Below are 6,090 nucleotides of genomic sequence, written 5' to 3'. Positions count from 1 at the left end.
GTATCCCACCAAGAATGGGTCGTTACCCACCGCTCCAGCCTGTCGATATGTGAAGGCTCGGCCTCTTTGCTGTATCTTTCCATCAAACCCATCGCCACATAATGGAACTCTCGCTCGTTCAGCTGCCATAGCTGCTCTGCAGTTTGCAGCAGCTCCTCGCCCTTTGGCTTTTCATTTTGCTTCCAAAACTCGCGCAGCAGCTGCGTTCGCTCTGGAGTCTTTAGGCCAAGAAAAATAAATTGGTCGCGCATGTAAGCCTCCATAGGCTGAGCCGTCTCCGGATTGGCGTGCTCCCTGAACTTTGCTTCCAAAGCATGCGCAATTGCAGTCATCAAATACCAGCTCCTTTTCTTGAACGATAACACAAAGCAGCCCTAACCATCAATGATGGTCAGGGCTGCTTCATCGTAACTATTTTGCCAAATAATCTTATTAAGCCGCTTCGTTATGCAAATATCTAAAGAATGGCTTATCTACCCAAAATTGAGTAGGCATAATGTTGACATTAGGATCAATGGCTTTAAATCCTGCAACGACCTTCGCAGAATCCTCATTAAGCGAGAACGGGTTAACTGTATAAGGGCTGTCTGGATCTGTAATAAAGTTGTTCGTAATAATTTCATAATCCTTCAGTGCAGTTTGTGAGTAGTAAAGCGGCTGCCACCATGATGCAACGATAAGTCCCGCTTGATCCTCTTCATCTTTCTTCGCATAAGCTAGAACAACATCTTGGAAAGCTGCTTTATCTGCCGCAGTTGCAAATTCAAATTCAAGGTCATACTCTTTGGAATACGAAATATAGTTGCCATTTGCAATTTTAACTACGTTTGGACCAGGGTTGCCCCATTCTGCTAGAAAAATAAATGCGGATGTTTTTGGCTCAAATTGCACTTTCGCATTTAAGCCTTCACTGCGAAGCAAGCCAATAAGCTGAATCGCATGATTAAAATCGGAATGACCGTAAATTAGAGACAAAGAATCGATGAAGTTAGCATTGAAACGGGAGTCCTTGATGTTGTAGCCTGTGATCAAGCTTTGCTCCAAAGCAGTATTTACCAGCTTTTGCAGCTTTGGCGCATCGATAATATCAGAAGTTTCGTAAGCGCTGCTTAGCTTTTGGAAAATATCGTTGTCGTTAACATAACCGATATACTTTTTGTAAAGACCTTTTGTAATAAGCACTTTACCAAGCAATGTGTGGATCAATTGATCGCTTGCTGCATTTTTTGGTTTGAAGCCTGTGTAAAATTCAGCTGGCAGCAAGCCAGTATCTACTGCTGCTGCAACTTCTTGCGCACCTTTTGTGCCAAGCGCGCTGCTTTTAACGTTCAGCTTCGTTAGTACTTTGTTTACTTTAACAGCCGGGTATGTATAAGCAAGCTCCTTCAAATCTGCTGCTCTTACCGCAATGGAAATCGCTACAGCGCTTGTAAGTACTTGATCGCCTTGAATGGCCGGGCCAGACAAAATGCCTTTCTCATACAAAGCCGCCGCTGCAGGATAAAGCTTGTTATCTGACTTTACATCGGAGAAAGTGACCTCTTTGCCTGATGGCTCGTAACCAAGAATATCAGCTACTGCTTCAATGAATTCACCCTTCGTCACTTTGCTGGAGAGGCTGACATTAAATTTTTCTTTCAAAAACTGCTTATACTGTGCTGCGCCATCTTCCTTTAGTGCCGCTGCTTCAGACGGAGCCGCAAAKGCTGCTGATTGTGTAAAGATAACAGAGAAAGATAAGAGGAGTGCTACTAGCAGTTTTGTGTATGATGCTTTTGTGTTTTTCATGAACATTGCCTCCATGTTTCTAATTCCGATGTTTTTAATCGGGTATGAGTAATGTTCCATAGTATACCAGCTAAAAAATGAAAGTGTCAATAAATATATTTTATTTATTAAGTTTTTCTTTGCTCGGTTGTCATCGTTATTTTGTCATACATTATTTCATTCGTTTTTACCTTTAGCAGAGATAACCTTGCACCACTCAAGAACTGCTTTGTCGACTTCGTCCATATGACCAATTTCTTCAATTAAATCCCAAAGTACGATCTGCTCAGTTTCTTCATTTGCTTGGAATGGGACGAGCTTATCTACACTAGCATAATAAATGGGATTATATTTGATATCTCCATTAGGCTTCTTCACTTTTATCAACCCGATGAACTCGAAGTCATTAACGATTTGCGATGTTTCTTCGAATAACTCCCTGCTTGCACATTCCCTCGGTGTTTCCCCTTCCTCTCTTCCCCCTGCGGGTACTTCCCATTGTTGTCTCCACTTGTTAAAACAAATAAGAAATCGCTCGCCACAGTTGATTACCGCGTATGATCCCGCCAAAGGTACATCCTCACTAAGCTCATCCTCTTTCATAGGCAGGCATGCCAATAGCTCAAAACCATCTTTATTGGACGTTATACTCAACGTTATCTCTCCTTCCATCATTAACTTACCTTCGATTACTCCACTTTATAAGAGATTTATGGATTCGTGTAGCCCTACATTTACGTAGTACTCGCAATAACGGCTTTATTTAGTCATCATTTTCTGCTCAATCAGGCCGACCTAACAATACAAAAAGACTGCCCTTCGGCAGCCTTCATATAAAAATACATTTAATTCGCAGCATCCATTTGCTTATTTATGATAAAAATTTACTATAAATCTTCAAAGCCGACCGCTATAAAAATACCCGCACTAACGACTGCAATATGAACAATAGAAAATAAAACATGTACAGAAACTACATTCAAATCTTTTCTTGTCAGCTGGGGACTCGTTCTTAACTTATATATGGAAAAGCCAATTAGGCCCGTTATGAATAATGATTGAGCCAACCATCTTGAAACAGTTAAAAATGCTGGAGTGTTATTAACGATGGGGTTTAAAAACCAACGAAATGGATCAAATAACATTGCCGAAAGAATCATTGCCCATGCCAACAAATGAATCGGCAAAGCAGTTAAAATATGGTTTCGAATAGCTGCTCTCCTCCTATTTTTCGATCAGATATTATAGAGACGTGACAATTTAGATCAATGTTGCTTTGCTAACGGACATCAGGTACTCTATTTGCTGCATTTTCACCCTTTTTTGCAAACTAACGGACATAGAGGACCTTATTCAGCTTCAAAAGTTATATTTATCCTCCTTTTCACAGCCATAACGTATCCTATGTCCGTTAGCAAACCGATTGTACGTTAACCGCATAAATAGCGTCCTCCATGTCCGTTACTGACACTTCTAAATCGTGAACAACTCCTACTAGCAAAACTCATACCATTGATTCTAAAAAAAACCGCAAAAGGCTGCCTTGTTGGCGAACTTTTTACGGCTTTAAGTGATTGTGCCTCGCTGGATAAAGTTGCTTTATTCCTATTTTTTCTCCATAGCTTCAAACTGTTTAATTAAACCTTCGATATCAATTCCGTTTATAGTTAAACCAGAAATATCGCAGTTGTCCAATTTAGCGTTTTTTAAATTGCAATCCGTAAATACGCTTTGATGTAAATTACAATTGGTTAATTGCACAGGTGTTCTGTTGAATTCAACATCAGGCTGATTTGGATTGCCGAATCCAATGTTGCGAAAATGGGCTCCGCCCCACTGTGCACCGTCAATGACAAACTCACTCAAATTAGCATCGGAGATATGTAATCCCGTTAAATTCACATCATTCATATTCATACCGCTAAGATTACAACAGTTAAGCGTGACCTGCTCTGCCCGTACATTTTTGAAGCTGGAAGCTGTAACATCTGAATTAACGATTGTCAGGATCTCTTTTTCATTTTCTAATTTCATATTTTACCCTCCAAATTATCGTTTGAATTCTATTCTAGTTTAAAACAGCAGCTGATTTCTGTCCAAAATAATATTCACAATATTATGTACTGAAATAAATGACATATAGTAGATTTTATTATTGCACGGCGGATTCTTCAATCGAAAAAAGTACCCCTCGTTCCTCAGTGGCTTGCAAACTTGCCATAACACCATTCGGAAGTACAATCATAGGGTCCGTGTGGCCAAAATCCGCATCATATATAACCGGAAAATCGTATCCTCTCGTTGCATTTTGCAGCAGCTCTTGCAATGAATCTTCTTCATTAAATCCTACATTTGAATGGAATCTTCCAATAATCAGACCGGAAATTTGATCATAAATACCCATCTGGCGAAATTGTGTAACATATCTATCAATTGTACTTGGGTGCTCACTCTCGTCGTCTTCAAGACACAAAATTTTGCCCTCGAAGCTTGGTAAATAAGGTGTACCTGCCAGCAGGAGAAGTGTACCCATATTCGCAGCTAGTATAGGCCCTCTCGCTTGCCCTGGCTTTAAAATCTTCATGCCTGTATTAGGGACGGTCGCTCTTGGGCGTGAATCGTCAATGTCCCAGCTTAAATGTTCCTCTGTCCAATGATCGCTGGAGTCAATCATTCCTATTGGTGTATCTTTCATTAAGGTTCTTACAAAGGAATGGTATGTAAAATCAATGAGTCCGCCAAATTCTCCGAATTGCGGCATAATAGCGGGTCCCATAAATGTAATAAGATTTGTTTTCGCATGTATGCCTGCTAAAAGTGCAGTGATATCACTATACCCCATTATAATTTTTGGATGGCTGCTAATGAGCGAATAATCTAATTCTTCAAGAAGCTGATGTGAATTGTATCCCCCTATTGTAGCGATAATAGCTTTTACATCAGGGTCTCGAATCATATGATGAAAATCATCCAAACGATTATTTAGGCTGCCAGCCGTGTGACCTGTTCTCTTCCTGCTATGCTGTCCTGTAATTACTTTAAATCCCATATTTTCTAAAGCATTTATTCCACGATTCAATCTGTTAGGGCAATAAAAAGCAACCGGCGAGGATGGTGAAACAATTCCAATGGTATCTCCGGGTTTTAGTTTATCGGGTTTCAAATGTGAGGATGTCAAGGAATAACCCTCCTAATCATTCTTTTTAAATAAATATATACAAATATTTGTAAGTTCTCAATCACTCTTACAATAAAAAAAAGCTGCCATTGCGGCAGCCAATCATTCAAACTCAATAGTCATTCACACTAGGATTGTATGGTTCTCGTCCCATTTCAAGTTTTCACACCACTGCGATTAAATGGACTTCATCCGATTATTCCTTGGATTATGCTCTACTTCTGCAAGTCCCAGCTTCTCCATTAACGGTGGAAGATACATTCCGAATCTGCCGCGCAACCCTTTTTTCAATCCATACCACCCGCCAATTGGGTTTTCAGACGAGCGTCCCCATGCTTCAACAGTACCCTCTTTAGCAGGCTTCTGCTCATCGGCGCTGCCAAGCTCAATCCAGTCACCATGTTGTTTGAGCATCGCGCTTAAGTCATCAATGCAGCGGAAATCATAATGCAAGACCGTCTTCCCAACTGTGCATACTAAAATTTCTATACCGTCCTTTTCATCCTTATACATTTCATATTCAGATGTCTGAGGGGGTGTTTTTAATTTCCATGGGTTTTCTTTTGTACCTTCTGCCAACGTCATATGTATTCGCTCCTTTTGTAATCCACTCTTATTATGTACTTTATCTTTCAGATATCCTTCAGATGTTACTACATGTTTACTCTGGAAGCTTGTTGATGACGCCATCCAAGGGAAATACCATTTGAACAAACTCCCCCGAATGAGCATCTACATTTACAACGACACCATTAATCATAGAAGACCATTGTTGATTGCCCAACAATTTGTTCCAAATCGTATTCTTCTCTAGGACAACATACTTTGCATTAATCTCAGTGTCAAATTTAGAATTCAATTTTTCATTTACGATGTCCACATATTCTTTTGCTTTGATCATAGCATTGTATTCGCTTAGGATGGGCTTTTGAATTTGAAAAATTACAACTATTCCTATTGCTGCAAGCAATAACAACAAAGTAACCTTCTTCACATTACGACTCCCTAATGTTCCCATTTAAATCGCAATCTCCATCTTAACAGATGGATGGTATATGTAATTTTTTAATTCAAAATCATGAATTGTAAAATCATCAAATCTTTTGATTTCTGGATTTATCCAGAGCTCAGGAGCAGGATATGGC

8 protein-coding genes are annotated in these 6,090 nt (G+C 39.8%); all 8 read right to left on the bottom strand.

Features of this window, described 5'->3' with window-relative positions; translation table 11 throughout:
• A partial coding sequence (locus tag AC1DSE_RS28370; protein ID WP_477528564.1) for a DNA alkylation repair protein occupies positions 1 to 332 on the bottom strand: 332 nt, incomplete at its 3' end.
• Positions 333 to 432: 100 nt separating this feature from the next.
• Entirely contained in the window at positions 433 to 1,788 is a 1,356-nt protein-coding gene (locus tag AC1DSE_RS28365; RefSeq protein WP_477511291.1) for a hypothetical protein, read from the bottom strand.
• Positions 1,789 to 1,944: 156 nt separating this feature from the next.
• Positions 1,945 to 2,421 carry an NUDIX domain-containing protein gene (locus tag AC1DSE_RS28360; RefSeq protein WP_477511292.1) on the bottom strand — a complete coding sequence of 159 codons (477 nt, stop codon included), beginning with the start codon at positions 2,419 to 2,421 and terminating at the stop codon, positions 1,945 to 1,947.
• Between the two features lie 951 nt (positions 2,422 to 3,372).
• Entirely contained in the window at positions 3,373 to 3,801 is a 429-nt protein-coding gene (locus tag AC1DSE_RS28355; protein WP_477511293.1) for a pentapeptide repeat-containing protein, read from the bottom strand.
• A gap of 118 nt (positions 3,802 to 3,919) precedes the next feature.
• Positions 3,920 to 4,945 (bottom strand): S66 family peptidase, encoded by a 1,026-nt coding sequence (locus tag AC1DSE_RS28350; protein WP_477511294.1) that lies wholly within the window; start codon positions 4,943 to 4,945, stop codon positions 3,920 to 3,922.
• Positions 4,946 to 5,122: 177 nt separating this feature from the next.
• Positions 5,123 to 5,530 carry a DUF6855 family protein gene (locus tag AC1DSE_RS28345; protein WP_477511295.1) on the bottom strand — a complete coding sequence of 136 codons (408 nt, stop codon included), beginning with the start codon at positions 5,528 to 5,530 and terminating at the stop codon, positions 5,123 to 5,125.
• A gap of 76 nt (positions 5,531 to 5,606) precedes the next feature.
• Positions 5,607 to 5,963: a hypothetical protein gene (locus tag AC1DSE_RS28340; RefSeq protein WP_477511296.1), complete on the bottom strand. Its 357-nt coding sequence runs from the start codon at positions 5,961 to 5,963 to the stop codon at positions 5,607 to 5,609.
• A partial coding sequence (locus AC1DSE_RS28335) for a thymidylate synthase (RefSeq protein ID WP_477528565.1) occupies positions 5,964 to 6,090 on the bottom strand: 127 nt, incomplete at its 5' end.

The organism is Paenibacillus sp. 01L418 (assembly GCF_056400045.1).
This window is presented reverse-complemented; position numbering and strand designations above follow the sequence as displayed.